Raw genomic sequence first — 25,295 nt, 5'->3', positions numbered from 1 at the left:
CGGGGCTGTGCCCGGGGCCGGGCCTGTGCCCGGGCCGGGTGTTGCGGGACGGCGTTTCGGGGGTGCGGGCGTGGTCACACCAGGCGGACCGGTTTCTCCGGGCGTACGCCGATTTCCGCGAGCCAGTCCCGCAGCGGTTCCGGATCCCCGTCCTCCACCAGGCTCAGCACCCGGGGGGCCAGGTCCGCGCGCCGTTCGCCGCCGACCAGGAGGACGGGGCCGTCCAGCCAGTCCAGCCCGGGCGCGGCATCGGCGGAGTCCACGGCCGCGGCGCACACCATCGCCGTCACGTGGTCGGTGAGCAGATCCCGCCCACTGCGGGGCGGCTGGAGCGGGAACAGCGGCACGGTGTCCACCCCGCGCGCCACCCCTGCGCCGGCACCGGCACCCGGTCCCGCGGCGCCTGCGGAACGTTCCTCCCTGGCCAGGTCACCGCTGAGCAGCCCGGCCAGCGCCTCCCCGGCCGCGCCCTCGCCGGCCGCGTCCGCGAGGTGCCCCAGCACCCGGTCCAGCGTCGCCCCCGGCCCGGCCGGCACGGCGAGGGCGTCCAGCGCCGCATGCAGCCGGGCGGCCTCGGCACGCCATTTGCGGTCCACGACCTCCTCCGGGTACGCCGCCCAGTCCACCGGCGACCAGTCCGGTCCGGCCTCGGCCGGACCGCCGTGGAAAAGCCGCGCGGCCAGCAGCGAAGCCGCCTCGTCGACCACCCCCGGCCGCTCCAGCAGATCGCACGCCGGCCGCTCGCCCAGCCGCGAGGCGAAGCCCTCGGCCAGCCGGTCCCGCCGGGACAGCTCGGTCAGCGCGGAGACGACTCCGGCGTCGAGGTGCGCCGGCCAGCGGCCCATCCGCCACGCGGGCAGCGCGACCCGGGTCAGCAGCCGGTCCCAGCCCGCGTAGGCGAGGCCGACCTGCTCCTGGGCGACCATGCGCAGCCCGTAATCCACACCCTGTGCACGGTCCGAGGCGGCGGCGGCGACCCCGCGCTCCATCTCGACGGCATCCGCCTGGCACAGCCTCAGCAGCAGCCGGGCCGGTGCGCCTATCCAGCCGAGGCCGGGCCGGCCGCCCACGTCCACGGCGGCGTCGAGCCCGCGCACGAAGCTTCGCGCGTCGGCTATGTCCGGATGCGCGGAAGGACCCGTACCGGCGACGACCGGCGCCAGGACCGCCCGCAGCTCGGCGACCCGCATCCACCACAGGAACGGCGAGCCGATCACCAGCACGGGAGCCGCACCCGGCTCCGACTCGCGGCCGCCGGATACACCGCTCCGGCGGTGCGCGGCATGCGTGCGGTCCTCCAGCCAGCTGTCGCAGTCCGGCGTCAGGGCTATCGCGGAGGGCGCGGGCACGTCCATCCGGTCGGCCAGATCCCGCACCAGCCGGTAGAGGTCGGGCGCGGCGGTCTCCGGCAGCGGCACCGTCGGCGTCACGGCCGGGCCCGCCCGCAGCACCACCGCGGCGAACACCCCGCCGACGAGCAGCACCAGCACGGCGACCACGCACACGACGAGGGTCACCGCGGGCCAGGGGCCCCCGGCCAGCCGCCCCGTCATCCGGGCGCTCAGCAGCACCACCGCGAGGGCGGCGGGCAGCACCCCGAGGGCTAGCGCCCGGCTGCGCACGCGCAGCACGGCCAGAGCCCGGGAGCGCGCGGACGGCACGCCCACTTCCACGATCGAACCGGTTCCGGACACGGCCGGACCTCACCCCCTCTGCCCTGCGGTGGTTTTGCTCACTCCCCCACTGTGACACCCGCCACTGACATCGCAATGCCGGTGGGCCAAGTGCCGGAATGCTTGCGCCGCACCCTAGTTGGGGAGCATCCGGCAGTCAGCCGGACCGGGTGACCATCACCCGATGGAATGGCTTTGGGTAAAGGTGGCTGCGTTCGAACGCGGCCGGATGCACTCGCACGCGAACACGCGCGCGGGCCCGGGCGCACATGGGTGCGCCCGGGCCCGCGTCACGACTGCCCCGCTGCTCAGCGGCCTTCGGCCGCCTTGGCGGCAATGTCCGTACGGTGCTGGGAGCCGTCCAGCCGGATCCGCGCGACGGCCTTATACGCCTTCTCGCGGGCCTGTGCCAGATCGGAACCGGTCGCCGTCACCGACAGCACGCGGCCGCCCGCACTGACGACCGCGTCGCCCTCGAGCCGGGTCCCGGCGTGCAGGACGTACGCGTCGGGACCGTCCTCGGCGGCCACCTCGGCCAGGCCCTCGATCGGGTCCCCGGTGCGCGGGGTCTCGGGGTAGTTGTGGGAGGCGATGACCACGGTGACGGCCGCGTCCTCGCGCCAGCGCAGCGGCGGCTCGGCGTCCAGCGTGCCGTTGGCCGAGTTCAGCAGGACGCTCGCGAGCGGAGTGCGCAGCCGGGCCAGGACCACCTGGGTCTCGGGGTCGCCGAAGCGGGCGTTGAACTCGATGACGCGGACGCCGCGCGAGGTGATCGCGAGGCCCGCGTACAGCAGCCCCGAGAACGGGGTGCCGCGGTGGCGCAGCTCGTCCACGGTCGGCTGGAGGACGGTCTCCATGACCTCGTCGACCAGCTTCGGGTCGGCCCAGGGCAGCGGCGAGTACGCGCCCATGCCGCCCGTGTTGGGGCCCTCGTCGCCGTCGAGCGCGCGCTTGAAGTCCTGCGCGGGCTGGAGCGGGAGGACGGTGACGCCGTCGGTGATGGCGAAGAGGGAGACCTCGGGGCCGTCGAGGTACTCCTCGATGACGACGCGGTCGCAGCCGAGCGCGTGCGCGCGGGCGGCGGCCCGGTCCTCAGTGACCACGACGCCCTTGCCGGCCGCGAGGCCGTCGTCCTTGACGACGTACGGGGCGCCGAAGGCGTCGAGGGCCGCGTCCACCTCTTCGGGGGTGGTGCACACGTAGCTGCGCGCGGTCGGGACTCCGGCCGCGGCCATCACGTCCTTGGCGAACGCCTTGGAGCCCTCCAGCTGCGCCGCTTCCGCGGACGGGCCGAAAACGGGGATGCCGGCGGCGCGGACGGCGTCGCAGATGCCGGCGACGAGGGGCGCCTCCGGGCCGACGACGACCAGGTCGGCGCCGAGTTCGCTGGCGAGGCGGGCCACGGCCGCGCCGTCGAGGGCGTCGACCGGGCGCAGCTCCGCCACCTCGGCGATGCCGGCATTGCCGGGAGCGCAGTACAGCGCGTTGACGTCGGGGTCGAGGGACAGAGAGCGGCACAGGGCATGTTCGCGGGCGCCGCCGCCGATGACGAGGACCTTCACGCCATGCAGCCTAGCCCGCTCGCGCGCCTGCCCTTCGTGCGGCCACCCAAGTAGGGCCCCTTACTCGTTTGTGTATTCCTCTATGACGGTGGCTCCGAGCTCGCGCACGATGAGGTCGTGTCCGGTCAGGGCGCTCTCGACGAGGTCGGGATCGTCCTCCTCCGGTACGTCGTCCTCGGGCGCGACCGGCGGGGGCGCCTGCTGTACGGGGGGCTGCGGCGCGGAAGCGCCCTGCTGGGGCTGCTGCTGCTGCGGCGGCTGGTACGGCTGCTGCGGGCCGGGCGCCTGCTGCGCCGGGGCGGCCGGCGGGGGGCTGTAGGCGGGCGCGGCCGGGGCGGCGTACGAGGCCGAGGCCGGTGCGGGCTGGCCGCCTCCCCCTCCGACCACGGCGTCGATCTTCCAGTTGACCTGGAACTGCTCGGCCAGGACGGCCTTGAGGACGTCCTCGCTGCCGCTGCTCGCGAAGTTGTCGCGGGCTCCGGCGTTGGGGAAGCCGAGTTGCAGGGTCGTCCCGTCGAAGCCGGTGACCTGGGCGTTCTGGCTGAGCAGGATCCAGGTGAAGCGGCGGCGGTTCTTGACCGCCTCGAGGACGCCGGGCCACATCGCCTGGACCTGCCCGGCGCCGGCGGCCATGCCGGGCGACGGGGCGGCGGCGGCCGGAGCGGGTGCGGGCGCGGGTGCGGCCGGAGCCGGGGCCTGGGCGGCGGCCGCGGGCCGGCCCGACCCGGGCGCGGTGGCGCTGGGCCAGGCACCGGCGGCGGGGGCGGGGGCGGCCGGAGCGGGGGCGGAAGCGGCGGCTCCCGGCCAGGCGCCGGGGGCACCGCCACCGGGCTGCGCGGCCCCGGGCCAGGCACCGGGTGCGGAGGCGGGGGCGGCCGGGGCCTGCGCGGGAGCGGGAGCCGGGGCCGGGGCCTGCACGGGAGCGGGAGCCGGGGCCGGAGCCTGCACGGGAGCGGGAGCGGGGGCCTGCACCGGGGCCGGGGCCGGGGCCTGCGCGGCTGCGGCCTCCGCCTCGGGAGCCCGTACGGCGGCAGCGGCGGCGCGTGCGGCGGCAACGCCCCCGCCGGGCCCGGCGGGGGCCATGGCATGCGCCTCGGGCCCGGGCACGTAGCCCATGGCGGGCGCGCCGGCCGGGGCGGCCGCCATGCCGGGGGTGAACCCGCTCCGCTCCAGCCGGTCGAGCCTGGCCTGGAAGGACCGCTCGTCGTCGAAGGCGGCGGGCAGCAGCACCCGGGCACAGATCAGCTCGAGCTGGAGCCGCGGCGAGGTCGCGCCGCGCATCTCGGTGAGCCCGGTGTTGACCAGGTCGGCGGCGCGGCTCAGCTCGGCGGCCCCGAACACCGACGCCTGGGCCTGCATCCGCTCGACGACATCGGCGGGGGCGTCGATGAGCCCCTTCTCCCCGGCATCGGGCACGGCGGCCAGGATCACCAGGTCCCGCAGTCGTTCCAGCAGGTCGGCGACGAACCGGCGCGGGTCGTTGCCGCCCTCGACCACCCGGTCGACGACCTCGAAGGCGGCCGCCCCGTCCCCGGCGGCGAAGGCGTCGACGACGGAGTCGAGCAGCGACCCGTCGGTGTACCCCAGCAGGGAGGTGGCCATGGCATACGTCACACCCTCCTCGGCGGCGCCGGCGAGGAGCTGGTCCATGACGGACATGGAGTCACGCACGGACCCGGCGCCGGCCCGCACGACGAGCGGCAGCACGCCGTCCTCGACCTTGGCCCCCTCGCGCCCGCAGACCTCGCCCAGGTAGTCCCGCAGGGTGCCGGGCGGCACGAGCCGGAAGGGGTAGTGGTGCGTCCTGGACCGGATGGTCCCGATGACCTTCTCGGGCTCGGTCGTCGCGAAGATGAACTTGAGGTGCTCCGGAGGCTCCTCGACCACCTTCAGGAGGGCGTTGAAGCCCGCCGAGGTGACCATGTGGGCCTCATCGATGATGTAGATCTTGTAGCGGCTGGAGGCAGGCCCGAAGAAGGCCTTCTCCCGCAGGTCACGGGCGTCGTCCACGCCACCGTGCGAGGCGGCGTCGATCTCGATGACGTCGATCGACCCCGGCCCGTTGCGCGCCAGGTCCCGGCAGGACTGGCACGCGCCGCAGGGGGTGGGCGTGGGGCCTTGCTCACAGTTCAGGCACCGGGCGAGGATGCGCGCACTGGTGGTCTTGCCACAGCCTCGGGGCCCACTGAACAGGTACGCGTGATTGACCCGGTTGTTCCGCAGGGCCTGCATCAGGGGGACAGTGACATGCTCCTGCCCGATGACCTCGGCGAACGACTCGGGGCGGTAGCGGCGGTACAGCGCAAGGGACGACACGTCTACGAGGTTATCCGGGCCCACCGACAAAGACGGCCCGCCGACCGCACCGGACCCGCCCGGCCCACCGGCCCCGGAACGCAAAGCGCCCCCCACGCACCCGCCAGAGCCCACTTACCCTTGCTGCCTTCCGGCCCTGGGGGAGTTGGGTGAGATAGCGCCACGTGAGGGGCTGGGCCCCACCCTAGCGGATGAAAGCCCCCGGAATCGACCCGCACCCCGACCAGCCCCCGGCCGGATCCCCCGCCGGATCCCCCGCCGGCGATCACGTTCGCGAGCACCCCTCAACGTCTTGTATTGTTTGCGGCGGAGGATTCGCCTAGTGGCCTAGGGCGCACGCTTGGAAAGCGTGTTGGGGGCAACCCCTCACGAGTTCGAATCTCGTATCCTCCGCCAGTGCCTCACCGGGCACTTGAAGGCCCCGACCGGGAAACCGGCCGGGGCCTTCTGCGTTCCGTGGTCTCAGTTCGAGTCTCGCTTGTTTGCCTCGTACCCGGACGCTTCCCCGCGTTCCGGCCTCGATGGCCTACCCCTCGTACTCCCAGGGGCTCAGCAGGAGTGCGCCTGATCGCGCCAGATGCTTGATGTTGCGGCTCACCAGCGCCCAGCCGTTCGCCAGGGCAGTGGCGGCGATCAGCGCATCTGGGGGCGATGCTGGTTCCGGCACTCTTGAGCCTCCGGTGAAGAGCGAGATAGGCGAGTGCCTCCCGCTCGCCGACTGCGGCGATCCGGTCGCGGTACTGATCACGGATGTCCGTGAGCGCCTGCTCGAAAGCGGTACGCCGCCATCGAAGTGCCCCAGCTGGTGCTCGGGCAGAGACTCCCGGATCTCCCGGATCGTCCGTAGCGGATGGGACTGAGGATGGGACTCCTCGGGTCTGCGCGGCGGGAGCGGCAGATTCGGGGCAGTACTCATGATCGGCTCCTCCACGCCGTGGCCACGGTGGCGAACCTCGACCGAACGGAGAAGGCCGGCGGAATGCCGCGGGTCAGGCCGCTCGTCCGGGTGCCGGGCGGACCAGTCGGCGGCGGACCGCCCATGCCGCCGCCGCAAGGGCGAACCCGTAGACGGACACCAGTCCGTGGCCGTTCTCCTGGGCGAGCCACATCGCGAGGCCGAGCGCCGGGACGCCGACCGCCAGGGCGAGCTCCTTGGGGAGGCGGGTGCGGGTGAGGAAGGCGAGGGCGAGGGTGGCGCCGAGGAAGTAGGTGGCGCCGGAGCTGCCGGCGAAGTTGCGAGGGTCGGTGCTGGGGCCGTCGCCGAAGCCGAGCAGGGTGTCGAGGCGGCCGGGCAGCAGGATGCCGGCGAGGAAGAAGCCGAGGGTGAGCGGGCCGCCCCAGTACCACTGGGCGAGGGCGGCGACGGCGGCGAGGGTGGCGAGGTTCCACAGGCCGCCGAAGAGGCCGCCGTTCTGCATGAACACCGAGGTGAACTCGCGCCACCAACCGGACTTGGCGGGGTCCGCGTCGAGCGCGTCCATGGCGCCGGACCAGACGAGCTGGAGCAGCACGCCGCCGACGGCGAGCGTGGTCAGGGCGATCGCCGCCCACGGGAGCGGCCGGCCGCGCAGGGTGTCGCGGCCGACCACGCCGAGCCCGCAGTTGACCATCATGACCATCAGCGCGGCCGTGGTCACGTTGAAGACGATCGCCCCCATGTCTGGCCCCTCCCCCCGGTTGCGGCGTTTTCCAACACCGTTCGAAAACCTGATGGCCCCAAGCTAGCACAATTTTCGAACGGTGTTGGAAAACGCGGTACGGTGAGAGGCATGAAGCTCACCAAGGACCGCATCGTCGACGCGGGCATGGCCGTCTTCGCCGAGGTCGGCTACCAGAACCTGTCCATGCGCCAGGTCGCCAACCGCCTCGACACCCACGCGGGCAGCCTCTACTACCACGTACACAGCAAGGACGAGCTGCTCGCCCTGATGGCCGACCGGGTCTGCCGCCGGGCGTACGAGGCGGGCACCGAAGCCCTGGAATCCCTCCCGGCCACCTCCACCTGGCAGGATCGCGTCCAGGCTCAGGCCACCGCCCTGCGCCTGAGCATCAAACAGCACCCCGGCGGCGCCCAGCTCCTCGCCGAGAGCCCCGGCATGCTCAGCACCGGCGCCCTCTCCCTGATGGAACGCCTGCTGCGCACCCTCCTCGACGCCGGGCTGCCCGCCGGCCACTGCGGTATCGCCGCCGACACCCTGCTCAGCCATGTCACCGGCTTCGTCCTCCAGGAGCAGAACCAGCCGGCAACGCCACCGCCCGTCACCGCCGAGCTCTACGCCGAACTGTGCGAGCAGTTCCCGCTGGTCATGGGCCCGCTGGTCCCGCGTCTGAGCCAGGACGAGAAGTTCACGCGGAGCGTCCGCCTGCTCTGCGCCGGCTTCGCAGCACCCGCCTAGCCACGCCTGGCCACGCCTAGCCACGCCTGGCCACCGGCCCGGCGCCCACCCTGCGCTTCCGCGCCGACCCGCTCGTCCGGCACCTCGCGCCCGTCTCCGACACCCCCGCCAAACGAAGGTCCCGACCGCCCGGCGGTCGGGGTCTTCGGCGCTCGCGGTCTCATCTGTGGTCTCAACGGTCCTTCGGGACTTCCGGCTCACCCCGGCGGCGTCCTTGGCCACCTGCCAGATGCGCTCGCCCACGTGCGCGGCCACGTCCCCGAGGATGCCCGTCCCCCTCCGGGGCGATGTCCGATCCGCCCCGAGGTGATGCCCGGTCCGCCCCCGAGGGGACGTCGGGTGGCGTGCTCGGGATCTAGCGTCGCCGCCATGACCAGAATCCGTCGCACTGCCGTAGCCGCCGCACTCGCACTCGTCCTGCCGCTGCCGATCGGCGCAGCGGGCACGGCGTTCGCTGCCGCTCCACCCGCTGCTCCACCCGCTGCTCCACCCACTGTCGCCACCGCGACGTCGAACGCGTTCGCCCAGGCGGAGCTCCCCCGCCCGACCGGCCCGCACGCGGTCGGCCGCAACACGCTGCAACTCGTCGACGAGCACCGCCAGGACCCCTGGGTACCGGCCGCGGGTCCGCGCCGGCTGATGGTGTCCGTGTACTACCCGGCCCGCCCCGGGACCGGCGGGCCGGCCGCCTACATGAGCACCGAGGAGGCCCGGCTGCTGCTGCAGGAGAAGGCCCCGGGCTCCGGCATCCCGCCCGAGGCACTCAGCACCACCCGCACCTGGGCGCACGAGGACGCGCGCCCGGAGCACGGGAGGTTCCCGCTGGTCGTGCTCTCGCCCGGCCTCGCGCTGCCGCGTGCCCTGTTCACCAGCATTGCCGAGGATCTGGCCGGCCGCGGGTACGTGGTCGCGCTGGTCGACCACACCTACGAATCCCCCGGCGTGACCTTCCCCGACGGACGGACGCTCACCTGCACCATCTGTGACCAGCCACCGGCGGGCGGACGCCAGGCCGTCGCCCGCAGCCGGGCCGAGGACCTCTCGTTCGTGATCGACCAGTTGACCGGGCGCCACTCGGCCTGGCGGTACGCCCACATGATCGACCAGGCGCGGATCGGCATGGCCGGGCACTCCGTCAGCGGCGCCGCCACCACCCTGGCCATGGCCGCCGACGACCGGATACGGGCCGGGGTGAACATGGACGGCACCTTCCCGGAGGCGGATCCGGCCACCGGCCTCCACGGCCGCCCCTTCCTGCTGTTCGGCGCCGAGCACGAGAGTCCGGGTACGGACGAGTCCTGGACGAAGGCCTGGGCGAACCTGGACGGCTGGAAGCGCTGGCTGACGATCGCCGGGTCCGACCACGGCAGCTTCAGCGACCTGAACTTCCTCGGCGCACAGGCCGGCAGGCCCGTCCCCAGCGGGGCGATCCCCCCGCTGCGCGCGCTGGAGCTCACCCGCAGCTACCTCGGAGCCTTCTTCGACCAGCAGCTGAGGGGCCGCCCGCAGGCGCTGCTCGACGGCCCGTCAGCGGCCGACCCGGAGGTCACCTTCCAGCACCCCTGACCCCGCCCGGGCGGTTTCAGGTCGGCGACACCAACCCTGCTTCGTAAGCGGCGATGACCAGTTGGACGCGGTCGCGGGCGCCCAACTTGTTGAGCAGGCGGGCCACATGGGTCTTGGCCGTGGCGGGGCCGATGAAGAGATGAGCGGCGATCTCACTGTTGGACATGCCGCGCCCGACCAGCGTCAGCACCTCTCGCTCCCGTCCTGTGATGCCGTCGATCCTCCGTTTCGGCAGGGAGCGCCGGGGCCGTGCGGCGAACTCCTCGATGAGGCGGCGGGTGACGCTCGGCGCGATCAGGGCGTCCCCGGCGGCCACCACGCGGATCGCCGCGATGATGTCCACCAGCGCCATGTCCTTGACCAGGAACCCGCTCGCACCGGCCCGCAGCGAGGCGTACACGCTGTCGTCGTCGTCGAACGTGGTGAGCATCAGTACTCGCGGCGGCGCGGAGCCCGCCATGATCGTCCGGGTGGCCTCGATGCCGTCCGTGCCGGGCATCCGGATGTCCATCAGTACGACATCGGGCCGGGCCTCGCCGGCCAGCCGGACCGCCTCGGCACCCGTGCCCGCCTCGCCCACGATCTCCAGATCGGGGAGGTCCGTGATGACCATCTTCAGCCCGGCGCGCACCAGCTCCTGGTCGTCGGCGAGCACGATACGGATCGTCGTCATCCCGGCAGCCTCACCGCGACCCGGAAGCCGCCTTCGGGCCTGGACCCGGCACTGAACCGGCCGTTCAGCAGGGCGACCCGTTCGCGCATCCCGGGGATCCCGTAACCGGCCCCCGCCGCCGCACCGGTGCGTACCGGGCCGCGCCCGTCGTCGACGACCTCGATGGCCAGCTCCTCGTCCCGGTACTCCACGGACACCCGGCAGTGGTCGGTGCCGGAGTGGCGCACCGCGTTGGCGACCGACTCCTGGATGATCCGGAAGGCTGCCACGTCGGTCTCGGGGGGCAGCGGGCGCCGCTGCCCCCGCCAGTGCACCTCGACCCGGACTCCGGCCTCGGCCGTCATCTCGGCCAGCCGGTCGAGTGCCTCCATGCCTGTGCGGCCGCGGTCGGGGTCGCGGTCGGGGTCGGGGTGGGGCGAAGCCTCGTCGGCCTGGCGCAGCGAGACGAGCATGCGCCGCAGCCCGGCCAGCGTCTCACGGCTGGTGCTCTCGATGGCGCCCAGCGCCTTGCGCGCGTTCTCGGGCTGGGTATCGATGACCAGGCTCGCCGAGCCGGCCTGGATCGCGATGACGCCGATGCTGTGGGCGATCATGTCGTGCACTTCACGGGCGATCCGCAGCCGTTCGGACGTCACCGCGTGGGCGCGCAGAGCCTCGCCGTACCGGCGTTGCTGGCGGATCGAGTTGCCGATCAGCCAGAAGACGAGGACGGACACGGCGAGTCCCGACAGCATGCTCACGAAGTCACTGAGCTTCTCCCGGCCGTGGTCCACCGCCACCCACTGGAGGGCCCATGCGGCCAGCTCGACGACGGCGGCTGCGACGGTGGTGCGGCGGGGACGGTTCATCGCGAGGTAGCAGACGAGTCCGCCCAGCGCCAGGAAGAACGGCCAGGTCTTCCCCCAGAGCACCGCGGCCGCTGTCGATTCGGCCAGGAGCACCCCGAACACCGCCAGCGGCCACCGGCGGGCCCAGCCGATCGCCAGCGCCAGGACGGCCGCCACGGCCGCCCGGAGCACGAGCAGCGGGAATGCGGAGTGGTGATCAGCCGTCAGTCGACAGGTGGTCGTACTGAACAGCAACACCGCGAACAGCCCGGCACCACACCACGTCAGCCCCGTCCACACGCCCGACGGCAGCCGGCTCAGCCACGGAGGACGCGGCGTCCCTTGATCCACTCGCCGATCCTAGCCACCCCTCCGCCACCGGGCGTCCCCCTGCGGGCGTACGCCCACGGGGCTACCGGCTCGTCACGGGGTCCGCGGGGCGCCGGCCGCCGTACCAGCCCGGCCTGCACCGACGCGCAAGGCTGTCTCCATGTACCCATCGACCGCCACGTTGCCGGACGGCATGGGGCGGCCCACCGGTTCAGCTCGGAATCACCCAGCTCGGCGCCCAGGTCCCGGCCGAGTCGTGGCCGGCCGCTGTGGCGGCGAGGTGGGCGCGGAGGGTCGCCAGCGCCGGGTGGGGGTTGTCGCGGTGCCAGAGGAGCGAGTGCGGGTAGACGGGCGTCGGGTCGGTCACCGGGATGCGGCGCAGGCCGTGGTCGGCGGGCCAGACGAGGCGGGTGTGCCCGCCCATGAAGGTGGCCAGGGCGGGGGTGTCGGCGATGGTGTCGAGGAGCGCGTCGGAGCCGAAGTTGGGACCGGTCGCCTCGATGGTGAGGCCGAACTCGGCGACGAGGTCGTCGTAATAGGCTCCCCACTCGGTCCCGGGGACGATGCCGGGCATCCAGATCCGGTGCCCGACGAGCTGAGCGACGGTCACCGACCGGGCGCCCGCCAGCGCGTGGGCGGGGCCGGTGAGGAGCTGGAGGGGCTCGTCGAGCACCCGGACGGACTCGATGTCCTCGGGAAGCTGCCGGCCGGGCATGGCGACGGCGCGGAAGGACGCGTCGATCGCACCGGACCGGATGGCGGCGACGGCGGTCTCGATCTCGAACAGCATCAGCACGTCCAGGTCGATTTCGGGGTACGCGCGGTGGAAGCCGCGCATCAGGCCCGACGCCGCGCCGCGCGAGGCGATCACGTCGACGCGCAGTGGACGGCGGCCGGTGCGCACGGACGTGACCGCACGCTCGGCGACGCGCAGCAGCTCGCGCGCGTGGGGCAGGAACGCCTGCCCGTCGATGGTGAGCTCGGCGCCGCGGGGCGTGCGGGTGAACAGCCGCACGCCGAGGCCGCGCTCCAGCGCGGCGATGCGCTTGGAGACGGCCTGCTGGGTGATCGACAGGTCGGCGGCAGCCTTCTGGAACTGGCCCGCTTCCGCGGCGGCGACGAAGGTGCGTACGGCTTCGAGATCCACGCCGACCCACCTTAGTGAACAACGGATGGTTGTGGACGGTCGGCAAAGCGGTTGTTTGACCCGCTGTCGTCCAGCCCGCTTAGCTCTCATCGCTCAACGTCGGTTTGTTCGGGTGGAACTTCAAGGGGGCGGACTGAGCATCATGGGCAGGAGACCGTTGGGCCGGCAGTTCGGCTGGCTGTGGGCGGCATATGCGGTGAGCGCCTATGGATCCGGGCTGGGGTTCGGGGCATTGCCGCTGATCGCCGTGCTGCTGTTGCACGCCGGCCCCGCCGAGGTGTCCGCACTGTCCGCGGTGGGGCCTGCGGTGGGCGCGCTGATCGCGGTGCCACTCGCGCCGTGGGTGGAGTTCCGGCGCAAGCACCCGGTCATGATCGCGATGGACCTGACCCGGTTCGCGGCCATGGCGACGATCCCGGTCGCCTACGCCTTCGGCCGGCTCGGTTTCGTCCAGCTGCTCGCGATCTCGGCCGTGGTCGCAGCGTCCAAGATCGCGTTCAACGCGGCCGGCGGCGCCTACCTCAAGGCCCTCGTCCGCCCGGAAGACCTGCTCGTGGCCAACGCGCGGTTCGAGTCCACGAACTGGAGCTCCCTCGCGATCGGGCCACCGCTGGGCGGGGCGGCGATCGGCCTGTTCGGGCCGCTCACCACCCTGGTGGCCGACGCGCTCAGCCACCTGCTCTCCGCGCTGGGCATTACGGCGATCCGCGGCCGGGAGGAAGCGCCGCAGGCAAGCGACAAGAGCCCGCTCCGGGCGGGCGCACTGCTCGACGGCTACCGGCACATCACGGGCGATCCCGGTCTGCGGGCGCTCTGCCTCAACAACATGCTCGTATCCGGTCTGATCATGGCCACCGAGCCGCTGCTGGCCGTGCTCCTCCTTCGCCGGCTCGGGTTCCCGCCCTGGCAGTACGGCCTCGCCTTCGCCGTCCCCTGCCTCGGCGGACTCATCGGCTCCCGGCTGGCCCGCCGCGTCGTGGCCCGCTACGGCCGGCACCGGGTCTTCCGGACCGTCGGCACCCTGCGTGCCGTCTGGCTGATCGGCCTGGCCTTCGTCCGTCCCGGGGTCGTCGGCCTCGTCACCGTGATGGCCGTCGAGCTGGCGATCGTCATCAACATGAGCCTGTACGCCCCGGTACTCGCCACCTACCGGCTCGAACGCACGCCCAAGCATCTCGTCGCCCGCACCCTGTCGGCCTGGTCGATCGGCCAGCAGGCGTCCATCGCCGTCTTCACCGCGCTCGGCGGGCTGCTCGCCGACGTCACCGGCCCTCGCACCGCTCTCACGGTCGCGGGACTGCTCATCCTGGCCTCCCCGCTCCTGCTTCCCCGACGCGACCAGACGTCGCAGCACGAGCCGGAACCGTCCCGCGGCGACGCATCACGCGCCACGACTCGCCGCTGAAGCTCGCAGGCCGCAGGCCGCAGGCCGCAGCTGCTCCGCCGGCGCGCGTCCGCACCGACCAGGCACACCACCAGCAAGGAGAACACCCGCGTGAACACCGCGCCCGCACTCGACCCCGCGCACACCGCTCTTCTCGTCATGGACTGCCAGCCCGCGATCCTGGCCGCTCTCCCCGGGGGTGAGGACGGCGAGGCCCTGCTCGGTCGCCTGGAGGGGGCCATCGCCGACGTTCGTGCACAGGGCGGCACCATCGCCTACGTACGCGCCGGCTTCACCGAGGCCGACTGGGACGCGATCCCGGCCGCCAACAAGTCCTTCGCCCCGCTGGCCCAACACCGTGCCATGCACCACGAGGACCCTGCCGCCGCCATCCACGAGCGCCTGGCTCCCCAGGACGGCGACATCGTCGTGCGCAAGATCCGCTACGGCGGCATGTCCACCACCGACCTCGACCGGCAGTTGCGCGAGCGCGGCATCACCTCGCTGATCATCTCCGGCGTCAGTACCGGCGGCGGCGTCCTGTCCACCGTCGTCGACGCGGCCGACCGCGACTACCGGCTCTACGTCCTGTCCGACGGCGTCGCCGACCCGGACACCGAAGTCCACGACGTCCTGCTCCGTCGAGTTCTCCCCTCACGGGCCCACATCGTCGACACCGCCGAGCTGCCCGCCCTGCTCCGGGCCGGCTGACTCGAACCGAGCGCGTCTTCGCCCTCTCCCGGAGCTGCTCGCCCGAGGAGCGCCGACGGCGCGCGCACGTCGGCGGCTCGTCGTCTCGGTCGCGGCGACCGGTCGAGACGCGTCAGTCCACGGTGACGGTCATCTTGCCCAGCGCCCGGCCGGCCTCCATGACCCGATGGGCGTCGACGATCTCGTCGAACCGGAAGACCCGAACGGGCCCGGCCCGGAGGGTGCCCGCCTCGACCTTGGCGTAGATCTGGTCCAGGGGTACGTCGGTGAGCGGGAACGCGGGGCTGCCCAGGACGAAGGCGCCGGCGAAGAAGCTGAGCTGGACCCCGGTGGGCAGGTCGGCGATCGGGTCGAAGTCCGGTACGGGGTCGAAGCCTGCGAGGAAGCCGATCTGGCAGACCCGGCCGCCGGACCGAGGCCAGGGAGTCCCGCAGGACGCTGTTGCCGACGATGTCGAGGACGGCGTCCACGGCGATGCCCCGCTCCTTCACCTGTGGGGCGAGGAGGCCGTCGTCGATGAGGACGTCGTCGGCTCCGAGTTCCCTGAGCAGGGCCGCGTGGGCGGGGGTGCGGGTGCTGGCGAGGACCCGGGCGCCGTGGTCGACGGCGAGGCCGACGGCGGCCTGGCCGAGCGAGGAGGTCGCGCCGCGCACGAGCACCGTCTCACCGGTGCGCAGGTCCAGGTTGCCGAACAGGCCGCTCCACGCCGTCGCGTACACCTCGGGGACGGCCGCCAGTTCGGCCCACCCGAGGCAGGAGCGCACCGCGACCACGTTGGTCGCGGGGACCGTCACCAGCTCCGCGTAGCTGCCGTTGCGGGTGCGTCCCATGCCACCGAGGATCGCCACCACGGTGGTGCCCGGCGAAAGCCGGCCGGAGGGGTCGGACTCGACCACCCCGGCGCACTCGATCCCGGTGACGGCCGCCACCGCACCCCAGGCTCCGGCGCGCATGTACGCCTCGGCGTGGTTGAGGCCGAACGCCTTGACCCGGATCAGCACCTCGCCGGCGGCGGGCACGGGGTCGGGCAGTTCGGTGACGGTGAGCACCTCGGGACCGCCATGGGCGGAAATGACGATGGCCTTCATGATCGAACTCCATTCTTGAATAATGGTTCAAATATTGGGCCCGAAAAAGAGCCACCGCTCGGGTGGCTCTTGTGCGCCCTGCCGCGCCCCGGAGGCCGGACGGCGGGGCGGCGGGGCGGCGGTCAGGCGGGGCGGCGGTCAGGCGAGAGCGGCGAAGGCGTTGTCCGCGATCGCGCGCAGCACCGCCTCGTCGGGATTCGCCTTGCCCACCACCATCAGGCCCTGGCAGGTCGCGACCAGCAGCTTTGCGCTCCCGCCGGGATCCACCGAGGCCCGCACCTCGCCCCGGCTGCGCGCGTTCCGCAGTGCCGTGGTCATGCACCGCTCCAGACGGGCCAGGTGGCCGCGCACCACGGCCGCGGCCTCGTCGTCCCCGGCGGCGTTCTCGATCGCGGTGTTCACCAGCAGGCAGCCCTGCCTGCCCTCGGGGCTGAGCAGATCGCGCACCAGCCCGTCGAAGTAGCCGCGGAGCTCTGCCAGCGAAGCGCTCGGGGCCTCCAGTTCGCCGAGTTTCTGCGGCACGACCAGCTTGGAGTAGCGCTCCAGCGACTTCAGGAACAGGGCGCGCTTGCCGCCGGGGAAGGCGCTGTAGAGACTGCCGGGCTTCACTCCGGTCGCCTTCACGAGATCCTCGATCGAGGTGGCCCGGTAGCCGCGCTCCCAGAACCGCAGCATGGCCTGGTTCAGCACGGCGTCGGGCTCGAACTCGCGGGGTCTGGGCATGCGAAAAACGTATATGAGCAACCATTCAAGAACAAGGGTCGATGCGCGGCGAGACGAAAGAGGGCGGCCGCATCGGCGAAGCGGCCGTGCGGGATCAGGTCGGGAGGTGTGCGGCGAGTTCCTCCCACTGGCGGGTGGGTGGGGTGTGGGGTGTGGCGGTGAGGAGGTGGAGGCTGACGTGGTCGGCTCCGGCGTCGAGGTGCCCGTGGACGCGGCGGGCGATGTCCTCGGCGTTGCCGTGGGCCACGACCGCGTCGACGAGTCGGTCGCCGGGCGTGTCCGCGTCCCCGTATCCCAGGTCGCCCAGGAGCGTGCGGCGATTGGGCAGGGCCGCCGCTGCCGTGGCGCGGGCCAGTTCGGCGGTGCGGGAGCGGTCGGGACTGAGGACGCACAGCTGGGTGACGGCCAGAAGCGCGTCCGGCCCGAGCACCGCCCTGGCCTTGCGGGTGTGCTCGACGGGCATGCCCAGTACGTTGGCGCCCCAGGTGCGTTCCGCGGCGAGCGCGAGCATGGCGGGATCCAGGGCTGCGAGCACGCGGTGCGGCGAGGCGGTTGTCGCGGGCGGCCCGAACGGCGCGGCGTCCAGTACGTCCAGGTAGGAGCGCATGGTGGCCGGCGGGGAGCCGAAGCGGTGACCGCGAACGTCCTCGGCGAGGCTGGGGTGACTCTCCCACAGCCCCAGCAGGAACCGGCCGGGGAACGCCTCCTCCAGGGTGCGCTGGGCGGCGGCGGTCGTCACCGCGTCCCGCGCGTAGATGTCGGCCGCGCCGGCAGCCACAGTGATCCGCCGGGTGGCCGACAACAGGATCGCGGCCTGCGCCGCGGCCTCCCGCCCGGTGGTCTCGGGGAACCACAGGGTGCCGTAGCCGAAGTCCTCGACCGCGCCCGCAGCCTCGCGGACGCCGGCCGCGGGGTAGTTGTCGAGGTCGCCCGCCCAGATCCCGACGCGTGCGAGGTCGGGCCGGTGGGCGCTCACGCGTGCTGCCCGGCGGTGCGCGAGGTGGCCAGGAACGCGGCGATCTCGGCTGCGCCGGTGCGCTCCAGCCAGGTGTGGAAGTCCATGGCCCCGGGATGGATCCGTCGGGTGGCCCGGACGTCCGCACGGTAGCCGCGTGCGTTGAGCCACTCGTAGGAGAACGCGACGTAGGCGCCGTTGGCCGCGGCGATCAGGGAAGCGACGTCTTCCATCTCCGCTCGCACGATCTCCGCGCCGGCCCGCTCCAGGGCCCTGGCCTGCACTCCGTTCGGATCGCGGGTGAGCGCACGCACCTGCCAACCGCCGTCCAGCAGGTGCCGTGTCACGGCGCGGCCCTGCAGGCCGGTCGCCCCGGCCACCACGACGGCCTTTCCTGTCTGTTCCACGACGTGTCCCCCATCTCGCCCCGACGGCAGGGCCCCCACAACTGGGGTGGCCCCCCGTTTACCGTTCGCTACGATATGGAGGACCACCCCAGTTGGCAAGCCGTCAGGAGCTCCCGTGCCCAAGGACGCCGCCGTCCCGTCCCGGCAGCCGATGCGTGCCGACGCGCGCCGAAACCACGACCGGATCGTGGCCGCCGCCGAGGCCGTCATCGCCGAACACGGCGCCGAAGCCTCCCTCGAGGAGATCGCCCGTCGCGCCGGAGTCGGCTCGGCCACCCTCCACCGGCACTTCCCCACTCGGCAGGCGCTCCTGGAGACCGTCTTCAAAGGCCGGGTGGAGGCCCTCTGCGCCAGGGCGCACGATCTGCTCTCGGACCCACACCCCGAAGCGGCGCTCGTCACCTGGCTCCGCGCCGTCGGCGCACACGCCGTGGCCAACCGGGGCCTGGGGGCGTCACTGATGCGTGGCGCCCGCGACGGCGAGCCGACACTGGGCAGCACCTGCCACGCGATGATCGTCAGCGCCGGAGACCAGCTCCTCACGCGCGCCCGCGAGGCGCACGCCGTACGCCCCGAGGTCACCATCACCCAACTGCTGAAACTCGTCGGCGCCATCGCCCTGGCCACCGAGCAGGAACCCGACGGCCCGGCCGAGGCCGACCGGCTGCTCGCCCTCGCCATCGACGGGGTTCGCGCGCGCTGAACCTCCCGTCCCGCAGGCGAGGGCCGCTACACCGTCACGCCGAGGCTTCGGCCCTGGCGGGTTTCGGCAGCAGGGCCAGCAGCTGCCGGGTATGGCCGGGCAGCTCCACTTCCGCGAGGCCGGAGATGAGGTCCCGCAGCGGCACGGGCTGATCGACGAGGAGCACGCCGTTGGACACGAGAAGGGCGGGTACCGGCGTGTCGAGTTCGGCCTCGCTCAGCATCGGTCCGCCGAGCGCGCACAGAGCGTCCGCCTGGATGCGGATGCGGTCCCGCAGCCCGGCGCTGCCGCCCGCGCGCAGGGCGGTACGCGCGATGGTCCAGGTGTCGAGTGCCACACGGTTGTCGTACGTCGTGTGCGCCCCGGCGGCGACGGTGGAGACGGCGGCGATGGTGACGGCGTTGACGAGGGCGACGTGCGCCAGGATCTGCTCTGCGTTCCATTCGCCGTGCGGCGGAGCAGGGCTCGGGGCGCCGGAGCCGGCCACTGCGGAAGCGGCCTCCAGCAGCGCACGGTAGGCGTCTCGAAGCGGTGCGGTGTCCATCATGTGAGCGGTCCTTCCAGCCGGGACAGTGCTGACATCAGGTGAAGACACCGGCTGCGCGCGGATCGGAACGCGTTCCGATCCGGTGCCGCGCGGTGTCGGAACAGGGAGAGGCAGTGCAGCACCCGACCGAGGCGAGGAGCCGAGCGTGACGACCGAACACGAACTGCAGAGGGCTCTCGCGGGCGACGCCGAGGCGTTCCGGCGTCTCACCGAGCCCTACCGCAGGGAGCTGCAGCTGCACTGCTACCGGATCGTCGGCTCGGTCGCGGACGCGGAGGACCTGGTACAGGAAACCCTCCTGGCCGCCTGGCTCGGGCTCGCCGGGTTCGAGGGCCGGTCCTCGGTGCGCAGCTGGCTGTACCGGATCGCCACCAACCGCAGCCTCAACGCCCTGCGTTCGAACTCCCGCCGCCCGCAGCCGGCCGCAGCGGCGACGCTGCCGCAGCCGACGCGGTTCGGCGAGCCCGTGTGGCTGCAGCCCTACCCCGACCACCTGCTGGACGAGCTGCTCGACGGCCTCCCGGACCGGCTGCCGGGGCCCGAAGCCCGCTACGAGCTGCGCGAATCGGTCAGCCTGGCCTTCATCACCGCGCTACAGCATCTGACGCCGCGCCAGCGGGCCGCGGTCGTCCTCTGCGACGCACTCGGGTTCCCCGTCGCGGAGGCCGCCGGGATCCTCGGCACCGGCGCCACCGTGGTCAAGGGGGCACTCCAGCGGGGCCGGGCCGCACTGCGCGAACACCGGGCCGAGCCGGGCCATCGGGCCGGGGCGGGCTCGGTCCGCGAGGTGGAGCTCGCCGGCCTGTTCAGCACCGCCCTGGAGCTCGGCGACACGGACGCCGTCGTGGCGCTGCTGGCCGAGGACGCCTGGCTGACGATGCCGCCCGAGCCCCGGCAGTATCACGGCCGGGAGGCGATCGGGGCCTTCCTCGCCGACCGTGCGCAGGCCCGCGGCGTAGCGCTGCGCGCGGTCCCCGTTCGCGCCAACGGCCAGCCCGCGCTGGGCTGCTACCTGCCCACCCCGCCCGCGCCCATCGCCCGCCCGTACGGACTGCTGGTACTCGGCGCGGACCGGGACGCGATCACCTCGATCACCTGGTTCGGCGACACCAGCGTCTTCCCGGCGTTCGGACTGCCCCGCTCCCTGCCCGACGAGCGGCCGGGGGAGCGTGGAGCCGGTCGCACCTCGGCGCCTTCCTGAGCATGCCCGCCGGGTGCTCGCGCAGCCGGGCCGGCGTGCGCCGTCGGGCGGGAGGCCGTACCGGGAACGGCCGTTCGCGTTCAATTCTGTCGCTCGGCAGCCGCCTTCACCGCCCGGAGCCACTCCTCGTGCTGCCCACGCAGCCGGTCGGCGGAGAAGAGGAGGCCGACCAGCGGTGCCGCCATCGACTCCTCGATGCGCAGCACGGTCGCCCCGTCCGGGGTCGGCGTCAGCACCTGCCGGTCGATCGCCCGGACGCCCATCGCGACGGCGCTCCAGGTGAGTTCACGGTTGACGTCGACCACCGCGAACCGGGCATGGATGACCGTCCGGCCCATGGCCCAGACGAAGTCGGCGTCCTCGGTCACGCCGGCGTCGAGTTCGATCACCCGGCGCCCCGGCAGCACCTGCGGCCAGCAGGCCGGGTCGGCGATGAGCTGCCAGACGCGCTCGACCGGTGCCTCGATCCGCAGTTCCGATCCGCTGACCACCGGCGCGTCCTGGTCGATCCGGCGGCGCTTGGCGTACCCGTCGTGCAGTTCCTGCCGGGCCGGACCGCGGTAGAGCAGCTTCATGGTGAACCCCCTGGGAGAGCTTGATTTGGATCGGTGCTCCGATCCGAGAGCAATGCTCTCCCAGATCGGAGCTTCAAGTCAAGAGCAGTGCTCTCTGTTTGGGGCGGGTGCTCTGTTAAGGTCCTGCCATGACTGCTCCACGAACCGCGCGTGAGCGCGCCCGCACCGAGCTGACCAGGGAAATCATCGAGGCCGCACGCCGCCGGCTGGCCACCGAGGGAGCCGCCGGACTCTCACTGCGTGCCGTCGCCCGGGACCTGGAGATGGTCTCGTCCGCGATCTACCGCTACTTCCCCTCGCGCGACGAGCTGCTCACCGCACTGATCGTCGACGGCTACAACGCGCTGGGCGCGGCGGCCGAAGCGAACGAACCCGACGCGAGCAACGCGAGCGACTACGCCGGCCGATGGCTCGCGCTCGGGCACGCGGTACGGGACTGGGCCGTCGCCCACCCCCAGGAGTACGCCCTGCTGCACGGCTCCCCCGTGCCCGGCTACCGTGCTCCGCAGGACACCGTCGTACCGGCGATGCGGACCATCCAGGTGTACGGCCGTCTGATCTCCGCGGCCCACCGGGCCGACGCGGTCACCGCACCGGCCGGCGTCCCCGGCCCGCCCGCACTGCTGGCTGCGGATGCGGAACGGGTACGGCGGGTCATGCCCGGCGTCCCCGACGGCCTGGCGCTCCGCGCGGTCGGCGCATGGACGGCCCTGTTCGGGTGGATCGGATTCGAGCTGTCCGGCCAGTTCGAGGGCACCCTGCTGGAACGGCGGGCGGCCTTCGACCACCACCTGCGCTGCCAGGCCACCCTGCTCGGCCTCCCCGCCGCAGCGGCCTGACCCGAAGACCGGACCCGGCAGCTCAAGGTGGCCGCGGCCCGTCTCCGCGGGCCCGCGGAGCACAGGAACCACGTCCGGACCGGGGCCTTGCCCGATCGTGGGCGGGCGGTCGGGCAGGGGGTGGGGCAGGGATAGGGTGCGGGCGTGCCGTCGTACTCGATCGGGCAGGCTGCGGGCCTGCTGGGCGTGAGCGCCGAAACCGTCCGCCGCTGGGCCGACGGCGGGCGGCTGCCCGCCCTGCGCACGCCCGACGGGGCGCGCTCCGTCGACGGCGTGACGCTGGCCGCCTTCGCCAAGGAGCGGGCCGGCGTGCCGCAGCCGCAGCCGCCGGCGGGCAGCGGCACGGCCACGTCCGTACGGAACTCCTTCGCAGGGATCGTCACCGCGGTGCGGCTCGACGACGTGGCGGCCCAGGTGGAGATCCAGTCGGGCCCGCACCGGGTGGTGTCCGTGGTGACGCGGGAGTCGGTCGAGGAGCTCGGGATCGCGGTCGGGGTGAGCGTCACCGCACGGGTGAAGTCCACCGAGGTGCACGTCGACGTGCCGTAGGCGGGCCTTCCGCCGGGCCCTGGGCCAGCGGCGTTCCGCCGCTACCGGCTCCCGCAGTACGCGGACGTCCCGCGTACGGAGGTGCACTTCATGGAGACGCTGGACGCGATCGGACCGCTGGGCGCCAAGTCGATGAGCGAGAGCCCCTTCAACCCGGTGGCCCCGGCGTTCGCGAACGCCCTGCGGGACGCGACCGGGGTCCGGTTCACGGAGATGCCGGCGACACGCGACATCGCCTGGCGGAGGATGGACCAGAACCTGCAAGGGCAGAACACGCGATGAGGCCACACCTGCGAGTCGTAGCAAGCCATCAACCTTGCAGATGAGGTTCCGGAATGACCGGTCCCGGGCATCATCTGCACATGGCCAAACTCATGCTGCACGGAGATCTGGACCACCCGGCGACCCTGAGCGTGGCGGACCTGCGGGACTGGGTACAGCACCGGGCCGCGGTCACGTTCGACTGCGCGACGAACGGTCCGCAGCACCATGTGTTCGAGGGCGCGCTGCTGCGCGACGTGGTCGCGGACGCCGGGCCGTCCTTCGACGTGCGCCGGCGCAAGGACCGCAGCCGCTTCCTGCTGGCGGTCAGCGGCGGGGACGGGCACCACACCGTCCTGTCCTGGGCCGAGCTCGACGCGGACTTCGGCGACAGCCGGGTGCTGCTGGCGACCAGCCTCGACGGGGAGGACCTCGACGAGGCGGGCGCGCAGCTGGTGGTGCCGTCGGACCGGTGCGGGGCGCGCTACGTCAGCGCCGTCACGCACGTGTGGTTCGGCGCCCTGTCACCGCCGAACCTGGGCCTGTGAGGGCTCAGGCGGTCGCGAGCGAGATCTCGGTCGACTTGATCAGCGCGACCACGGAGGACCCGGCGGACAGGCCGAGCGCCTCGACGGCGTCCTTGGTGATGGCGGCGGTCAGCCCGCCGCCGTTCACGTCCACCTTGACGGACGCCATGGCACCCCCGGCGGCGACGTCGGAGACGGTCCCGGCCAGCTGGTTGCGGATGCTGATGCCGTCGACGGCACCGGTGGCCAGCGCCACCTCGGTGGCCTTGACCAGCGCCTTGACCGCGGAGCCCTCGGCGATGCCGAGGTCCTTGACGGCGTCGGTGGTGATGGCGGCGATGATGTCCTGGCCGCCCTCCAGCCGGACCTTGACCGTGGCCATGGCCTCGCCAGCGGTGACGGCGGTGACGGTACCGGCGATCTGATTGCGGATGCTCAGGCTCATGGGGTGATCGACCTCTTGGGTAGTGACGTCGCACGGCCCGGAAGAACCGCACAAGATCGACCGTAAGCACCCCTGCCGTGACGTGGTTTCAAGCCATCGCATCCCCTACCCGGAACCACCCGAGCGGCTCGCCCCTGCGGCTGCCGGGTGTGATCTCAGGCGTGCTGGGGCACCTCGGGCTTCAGCATGCCGCGCAGCGCGTCGCGGAACTCCTGGGTGTCCTCTTCGCCGTGCACGGAAACGCCGTGCTGGACGGCCGCCCCCATGACTTCCTCTTCCTCACCCGTGATGGTCAGGGTGCACCCCACCTCGCTGGGGTACTCCCTGCAATCCATGGTCTTGCGCATGACGCGCCTCCCGGTGTGGCGAAGGCTGCCGACGTCGCCGCCGAGCGGCGCCCGGGCGGGAGGACGGGGGCAGGTGCGTACAGGTTCGCTCCCCACGATCCTCCGGATGCCCCGTTCGCGAAAGCCGGGCCGCTCCCTGGCCTAGACCTCGCGGGCGTACGAGACGAAGCCCGCCCAGGCCTGGGGGGTGAGGGCGAGCTGGGGCCCGTCGAGGACCTTGGAATCCCGCACGCGCACGGCCTCGGGGCAGGCCGCCACCTCAACGCAGGAGTCGCCTTCGGACCCGCTGCTGTAGCTGCTCTTGACCCACGCCACCTCGACGCAGTCGTTGATGTCGCTGCTGCTGCTGTAACTGCTCTTGAACCAGTCCAGCTCGATCTTGTGGATCATGTTTCTCCCAGCAGTTGCTCGATAAAGACGCGCGACTCCCAGGGCGTCAGAGCCTGGGCCCGGAGCATGCCATACCGCAAGTCAAGGGTCCGGGGCCGCTTCGGGTCGGATACAGGGCGCCCGTTGAATGCTCCTTCGGAGCGTCCCACTGCCGTACCGTCAGCGAACTTCAGCAGCTCGATCCGACCTTCCATTCCCGCGTGGGCCTCGCGGTCCATCGGCATCACCTGAAGAGTCACGTTCCGCAACTCCACTAGTTCCAATAGTCGTTCGAGCTGTCCACGCATGACCATTGTGCCCCCGATCGGACGGCGAAGGCTGGCCTCTTCTTGGATGAATCCGAGCGTCGGCGCAGGCAATCGCCCAAAGATCGACATGCGGGCCATGCGCCCGGCGACTCCGCGCTCCACCTCGTCGCGCGAGTAGGCGGGCTGCCTCATCTCGAACAGCGCACGCGCATAGTCCTCGGTCTGCAGGAGACCATGCAGGCCCTGGATGGTGAAGGCGCCGACCTCGACGGCCTGAGCCTCCATCTTGGCGAGTTCCCGGACCTTCTTCGGGTACCGAACCTGCGCCAAGTCCTCCCGCATGGCCCGGATCAGGCCTCCGGCCTTCAGTGCGTCGTCCACCTTGTCCAAGTACTCCGGCTTGGCGATCCGCTTGCCGCCCTCGACCTTGTAGATCAGGGCCTCGCCGTACCGGATCGCCGCCGCCAGGTCGGCGACCCGCAGTCCCATCGCCTCGCGTCGCGCCCGCATCTGACGGCCGAGCGCCGCGACCACCGCCGCGCCCTGTTCGTCATCGGGGTCCACGGACCAGCTGTGCTCTTCCGTACCGTCACTGTCCACGCCCATGCGCACCCACCTCCTCAACGCGCCTTACCCGTCACTGGCGTTGAGACAGTCTCGACAGCCTTGGACAAAGTGGTGGACATGCGTGCGGGCCGCTCGCGCAGGCGGGTCGCGCCCGGCCGCGACCCGGTGGGTCACGACGCTTTCTTTTAAAGAACCAAGAGAAAGAACTCCGGCCCTACCCCTCCAGCCTCCCCGGAGCGCCGCTCACTCACACGGGTGAATCGCCCCAACTCAGCTGGATTTCATGGCAGTTGCCTGGCATATGCTCGCCCCGACAACTCCAGACACAAGGCAGCCCC

General features: G+C 72.5%; 27 protein-coding genes, 1 tRNA gene, 1 other RNA gene and 2 pseudogenes. 11 read left to right on the top strand and 20 right to left on the bottom strand.

The features are described from left to right. Positions 1 to 74 precede the first annotated feature (74 nt). The 4 genes from AB0I68_RS31945 to ffs all read right to left on the bottom strand — a co-directional run bounded on the left by AB0I68_RS31945 (position 75) and on the right by ffs (position 5,728). Positions 75 to 1,694: a hypothetical protein gene (locus AB0I68_RS31945; RefSeq protein WP_363180863.1), complete on the bottom strand. Its 1,620-nt coding sequence runs from the start codon at positions 1,692 to 1,694 to the stop codon at positions 75 to 77. Between the two features lie 287 nt (positions 1,695 to 1,981). Next, positions 1,982 to 3,235: a phosphoribosylamine--glycine ligase gene (purD, locus tag AB0I68_RS31940; RefSeq protein WP_363180862.1), complete on the bottom strand. Its 1,254-nt coding sequence runs from the start codon at positions 3,233 to 3,235 to the stop codon at positions 1,982 to 1,984. A 60-nt stretch (positions 3,236 to 3,295) separates the two neighbouring features. Then, complete coding sequence (locus AB0I68_RS31935) at positions 3,296 to 5,551, bottom strand: DNA polymerase III subunit gamma and tau (protein WP_363180861.1); 2,256 nt, start codon at positions 5,549 to 5,551, stop codon at positions 3,296 to 3,298. Positions 5,552 to 5,629: 78 nt separating this feature from the next. After that, positions 5,630 to 5,728: signal recognition particle sRNA small type (gene ffs / locus AB0I68_RS31930), an RNA gene on the bottom strand. A 131-nt stretch (positions 5,729 to 5,859) separates the two neighbouring features. Here ffs and AB0I68_RS31925 point away from each other — a divergent pair. Then, a tRNA-Ser gene (locus AB0I68_RS31925) sits at positions 5,860 to 5,947 on the top strand. A gap of 130 nt (positions 5,948 to 6,077) precedes the next feature. Here AB0I68_RS31925 and AB0I68_RS31920 read toward each other — a convergent pair. Both AB0I68_RS31920 and AB0I68_RS31915 read right to left on the bottom strand, forming a co-directional pair. Then, complete coding sequence (locus AB0I68_RS31920) at positions 6,078 to 6,218, bottom strand: hypothetical protein (protein ID WP_363180859.1); 141 nt, start codon at positions 6,216 to 6,218, stop codon at positions 6,078 to 6,080. A gap of 322 nt (positions 6,219 to 6,540) precedes the next feature. Next, a complete protein-coding gene (locus tag AB0I68_RS31915; RefSeq protein ID WP_363180858.1) occupies positions 6,541 to 7,209 on the bottom strand; it encodes a hypothetical protein in 669 nt (222 codons plus the stop codon). A gap of 111 nt (positions 7,210 to 7,320) precedes the next feature. Here AB0I68_RS31915 and AB0I68_RS31910 point away from each other — a divergent pair, with 111 nt between their 5' ends. Both AB0I68_RS31910 and AB0I68_RS31905 read left to right on the top strand, forming a co-directional pair. Further along, complete coding sequence (locus AB0I68_RS31910) at positions 7,321 to 7,947, top strand: TetR/AcrR family transcriptional regulator (protein WP_363180857.1); 627 nt, start codon at positions 7,321 to 7,323, stop codon at positions 7,945 to 7,947. Positions 7,948 to 8,316: 369 nt separating this feature from the next. Further along, the gene (locus AB0I68_RS31905; RefSeq protein ID WP_363180856.1) at positions 8,317 to 9,513 is read left to right on the top strand and encodes an alpha/beta hydrolase; all 1,197 of its coding nucleotides are present in this window, start codon (positions 8,317 to 8,319) and stop codon (positions 9,511 to 9,513) included. Between the two features lie 16 nt (positions 9,514 to 9,529). Here the strand turns inward: AB0I68_RS31905 and AB0I68_RS31900 are convergent, their stop codons facing one another. The 3 genes from AB0I68_RS31900 to AB0I68_RS31890 form a co-directional block, all read right to left on the bottom strand. Next, positions 9,530 to 10,186, bottom strand: coding sequence for a response regulator transcription factor (locus tag AB0I68_RS31900; RefSeq protein ID WP_363180855.1), 657 nt, complete (start codon positions 10,184 to 10,186; stop codon positions 9,530 to 9,532). Beyond that, positions 10,183 to 11,364 (bottom strand): histidine kinase, encoded by a 1,182-nt coding sequence (locus AB0I68_RS31895; protein WP_363180854.1) that lies wholly within the window; start codon positions 11,362 to 11,364, stop codon positions 10,183 to 10,185. The genes AB0I68_RS31900 and AB0I68_RS31895 overlap by 4 nt, the downstream gene beginning before the upstream one ends. Positions 11,365 to 11,554: 190 nt before the next feature. Further along, entirely contained in the window at positions 11,555 to 12,490 is a 936-nt protein-coding gene (locus tag AB0I68_RS31890; RefSeq protein WP_363180852.1) for a LysR family transcriptional regulator, read from the bottom strand. 142 nt (positions 12,491 to 12,632) lie between these two features. Between AB0I68_RS31890 and AB0I68_RS31885 the strand changes: the two genes are divergently transcribed. Together AB0I68_RS31885 and AB0I68_RS31880 are read left to right on the top strand one after the other, a co-directional pair. Continuing rightward, a complete protein-coding gene (locus tag AB0I68_RS31885; protein ID WP_363180851.1) occupies positions 12,633 to 13,895 on the top strand; it encodes an MFS transporter in 1,263 nt (420 codons plus the stop codon). Between the two features lie 90 nt (positions 13,896 to 13,985). Further along, positions 13,986 to 14,585, top strand: coding sequence for a cysteine hydrolase (locus tag AB0I68_RS31880; protein ID WP_363180850.1), 600 nt, complete (start codon positions 13,986 to 13,988; stop codon positions 14,583 to 14,585). A gap of 112 nt (positions 14,586 to 14,697) precedes the next feature. On the opposite strand, the gene AB0I68_RS31875 is transcribed toward AB0I68_RS31880, so the two are convergent. The 5 genes and pseudogenes from AB0I68_RS31875 to AB0I68_RS31855 all read right to left on the bottom strand — a co-directional run bounded on the left by AB0I68_RS31875 (position 14,698) and on the right by AB0I68_RS31855 (position 17,758). Continuing rightward, the gene (locus AB0I68_RS31875) at positions 14,698 to 14,976 is read right to left on the bottom strand and encodes a zinc-binding dehydrogenase (protein ID WP_363180891.1); all 279 of its coding nucleotides are present in this window, start codon (positions 14,974 to 14,976) and stop codon (positions 14,698 to 14,700) included. A 67-nt stretch (positions 14,977 to 15,043) separates the two neighbouring features. Next, positions 15,044 to 15,415: pseudogene (locus AB0I68_RS31870) on the bottom strand (alcohol dehydrogenase); the annotation flags it as partial. A gap of 396 nt (positions 15,416 to 15,811) precedes the next feature. Next, a complete protein-coding gene (locus AB0I68_RS31865) occupies positions 15,812 to 16,396 on the bottom strand; it encodes a TetR/AcrR family transcriptional regulator (RefSeq protein ID WP_363180849.1) in 585 nt (194 codons plus the stop codon). 94 nt (positions 16,397 to 16,490) lie between these two features. Next, the gene (locus AB0I68_RS31860; RefSeq protein ID WP_363180848.1) at positions 16,491 to 17,372 is read right to left on the bottom strand and encodes a TIGR03620 family F420-dependent LLM class oxidoreductase; all 882 of its coding nucleotides are present in this window, start codon (positions 17,370 to 17,372) and stop codon (positions 16,491 to 16,493) included. Further along, positions 17,369 to 17,758, bottom strand: a complete 390-nt coding sequence (locus AB0I68_RS31855; protein ID WP_363180847.1) for an NmrA family NAD(P)-binding protein — start codon at positions 17,756 to 17,758, stop codon at positions 17,369 to 17,371. Before AB0I68_RS31855 ends, AB0I68_RS31860 begins: the two co-directional genes overlap by 4 nt. 115 nt (positions 17,759 to 17,873) lie before the next feature. On the opposite strand from AB0I68_RS31855, the gene AB0I68_RS31850 reads away from it, so the two are divergent. Beyond that, complete coding sequence (locus AB0I68_RS31850) at positions 17,874 to 18,461, top strand: helix-turn-helix domain-containing protein (protein WP_363180846.1); 588 nt, start codon at positions 17,874 to 17,876, stop codon at positions 18,459 to 18,461. Between the two features lie 34 nt (positions 18,462 to 18,495). Here AB0I68_RS31850 and AB0I68_RS31845 read toward each other — a convergent pair whose 3' ends face one another. Further along, complete coding sequence (locus tag AB0I68_RS31845; RefSeq protein ID WP_363180845.1) at positions 18,496 to 19,008, bottom strand: hypothetical protein; 513 nt, start codon at positions 19,006 to 19,008, stop codon at positions 18,496 to 18,498. Between the two features lie 145 nt (positions 19,009 to 19,153). On the opposite strand from AB0I68_RS31845, the gene AB0I68_RS31840 reads away from it, so the two are divergent. Beyond that, on the top strand, positions 19,154 to 20,209 hold the full coding sequence (locus AB0I68_RS31840; protein ID WP_363180844.1) for an RNA polymerase subunit sigma-70: 1,056 nt from the start codon (positions 19,154 to 19,156) through the stop codon (positions 20,207 to 20,209). A gap of 80 nt (positions 20,210 to 20,289) precedes the next feature. Here AB0I68_RS31840 and AB0I68_RS31835 read toward each other — a convergent pair whose 3' ends face one another. Next, entirely contained in the window at positions 20,290 to 20,784 is a 495-nt protein-coding gene (locus AB0I68_RS31835; protein WP_363180843.1) for an SRPBCC family protein, read from the bottom strand. A gap of 128 nt (positions 20,785 to 20,912) precedes the next feature. Between AB0I68_RS31835 and AB0I68_RS31830 the strand changes: the two genes are divergently transcribed. The 4 genes and pseudogenes from AB0I68_RS31830 to AB0I68_RS31815 all read left to right on the top strand — a co-directional run bounded on the left by AB0I68_RS31830 (position 20,913) and on the right by AB0I68_RS31815 (position 22,981). Further along, the gene (locus tag AB0I68_RS31830; RefSeq protein ID WP_363180842.1) at positions 20,913 to 21,623 is read left to right on the top strand and encodes a TetR/AcrR family transcriptional regulator; all 711 of its coding nucleotides are present in this window, start codon (positions 20,913 to 20,915) and stop codon (positions 21,621 to 21,623) included. 144 nt (positions 21,624 to 21,767) lie between these two features. Next, complete coding sequence (locus AB0I68_RS31825) at positions 21,768 to 22,172, top strand: helix-turn-helix transcriptional regulator (protein ID WP_363180841.1); 405 nt, start codon at positions 21,768 to 21,770, stop codon at positions 22,170 to 22,172. A gap of 27 nt (positions 22,173 to 22,199) precedes the next feature. Continuing rightward, positions 22,200 to 22,454 (top strand): annotated as a pseudogene (locus tag AB0I68_RS31820) (hypoxanthine oxidase); the annotation flags it as partial. Positions 22,455 to 22,534: 80 nt separating this feature from the next. Continuing rightward, positions 22,535 to 22,981 carry a molybdopterin-dependent oxidoreductase gene (locus tag AB0I68_RS31815; protein WP_363180840.1) on the top strand — a complete coding sequence of 149 codons (447 nt, stop codon included), beginning with the start codon at positions 22,535 to 22,537 and terminating at the stop codon, positions 22,979 to 22,981. A gap of 4 nt (positions 22,982 to 22,985) precedes the next feature. Here the strand turns inward: AB0I68_RS31815 and AB0I68_RS31810 are convergent, their stop codons facing one another. From AB0I68_RS31810 to AB0I68_RS31795, 4 genes are all read right to left on the bottom strand, one after another. Then, positions 22,986 to 23,405, bottom strand: coding sequence for a TOBE domain-containing protein (locus tag AB0I68_RS31810; protein WP_363180839.1), 420 nt, complete (start codon positions 23,403 to 23,405; stop codon positions 22,986 to 22,988). A 155-nt stretch (positions 23,406 to 23,560) separates the two neighbouring features. After that, positions 23,561 to 23,752: a DUF1059 domain-containing protein gene (locus AB0I68_RS31805; protein ID WP_363180838.1), complete on the bottom strand. Its 192-nt coding sequence runs from the start codon at positions 23,750 to 23,752 to the stop codon at positions 23,561 to 23,563. Between the two features lie 141 nt (positions 23,753 to 23,893). Further along, positions 23,894 to 24,142 (bottom strand): DUF397 domain-containing protein, encoded by a 249-nt coding sequence (locus tag AB0I68_RS31800; protein WP_363180837.1) that lies wholly within the window; start codon positions 24,140 to 24,142, stop codon positions 23,894 to 23,896. Continuing rightward, positions 24,139 to 24,996, bottom strand: a complete 858-nt coding sequence (locus tag AB0I68_RS31795) for a helix-turn-helix transcriptional regulator (RefSeq protein ID WP_363180836.1) — start codon at positions 24,994 to 24,996, stop codon at positions 24,139 to 24,141. The genes AB0I68_RS31800 and AB0I68_RS31795 overlap by 4 nt, the downstream gene beginning before the upstream one ends. Between the last annotated feature and the right edge of the window lie 299 nt (positions 24,997 to 25,295).

Source organism: Streptomyces sp. NPDC050448 (assembly GCF_040655295.1).
Taxonomy (GTDB): Bacteria; Actinomycetota; Actinomycetes; order Streptomycetales; family Streptomycetaceae; genus Streptomyces.
Note: the sequence above shows the minus strand (reverse complement) of the source record. Positions and strands in the feature narration are given on the sequence as shown.